Here is a 1,348-nt window from a genome sequence, read left to right as displayed (position 1 = left end):
AGCCAAGGGGGCAATATAGACAGGTGCCAAGCCAAAGCCTGCAACGACCAAACCCGCAATAAGTCCGGTCTGCCCGCCGGGGAACCACTTCAGTGCAGGTGGCGTAGCCGAAGCATAACCAAAACCGATACCTGCACCGGTGAGCACACCAAAACCAAGCACCCAAGCTGTATAACTCGTGCTTTGCGAAATCACCAGCAAACCTGCACCCACTAACACGCCACCAATCAGTGCCGTTACCCTGGGCCCTAATAAGTCCTGGCACTTACCCGCCAGAATCATCGTAAAGGCAAACACTAAACAGCAGATGGCATAAGGATCGCCAACCGAAGCTCTGTCCCAATTAAATCCACCGGCACCGCCCGCTTCAATTGATTCAACAATCTTGGATTGATAAATGCTCCAGGTATAAAGCACCCCTAGAGCCAGGTTGATCCCTGTACCCGCGATGGCTACCTTCCACCCCGGATTCTTTAGTATTTCAGACATATCCCTTCCTTATCTCTACGAACATGAAGACCGCCTTTAGGAGGCGAGTGAGATTTTTTTATTGAGTGCTCAATATAGTCTGAGTACGGCAGAAGAAAATGACGGGAGTCAACAGGTGCGTAGATTAGGCTTAGTTTTTGAAAAATTGGAATAGTGCCTAGAGACAAAGATGATCTTGCTCAGCGACTTTGAAACTCTGTTTACAATGTTCAAACGGGCAGTCAAAACTCAGTGATACCGACTGCAATTGCAGATCCCTAACACCCTCAGCTTCCGTGTCACATGATTTACCATATAGCCGGTCGCCAACAATCGGGTAGCCTAAGGAGGAGATGTGTTGGCGAATTTGGTGCTTGCGGCCCGTTAGTAATCTAACGTCAAGTAGGGAATACTCGCCCTTACCTTCAACATAAGAAAACATACTACATGCGGCTTTACCCTCCACAGGGCTATTTACTTCATAGTCTTGCGGGAAGATAGAAAAATCACCGTGCACAATTGCCTGGTAGCGTTTATCAACCCTCCCCTGACTAAACATCTCACTAAAGCATTGCGCAGCTTTTTTACTATGACATAAAACCATTAAACCCGTGGTTGCTCTGTCCAACCGATGGACTAGAAAGACAGGTCGTTCATGGGTATTGCTAAGCTTAGCAAGGTTTACTTCTACCCAACGATTAATACTGGCAAAGTCTCCCCATCGGCTTCCCTGGCAGTTCAGGCCATAGGGTTTGAACCAAATACTGTAATCATAAGCATCATGGATCAACTTTGGTTCAGGGATAGCTTGCCTGAGAACTTCAGCGTTATAATTAAGTTCAAGCTCATCACCAGCCTTTAGCGCCTTACTAGCTCGCCT

The 1,348-nt window shown here is 47.4% G+C and carries 2 protein-coding genes; both read right to left on the bottom strand.

What is annotated here, in order from left to right; genetic code table 11:
* On the bottom strand, nt 1-489 hold a 489-nt coding region (locus A3757_RS01380), incomplete at its 3' end, for an MFS transporter (protein ID WP_156506089.1).
* A 157-nt stretch (nt 490-646) separates the two neighbouring features.
* The coding region (locus A3757_RS01375) for an RNA pseudouridine synthase (protein ID WP_068739030.1) at nt 647-1,348 on the bottom strand (702 nt) is incomplete at its 5' end.

The sequence above is a fragment of the Oleiphilus sp. HI0117 genome (genome assembly GCF_001635235.1).
Note: the sequence above shows the minus strand (reverse complement) of the source record. Positions and strands in the feature narration are given on the sequence as shown.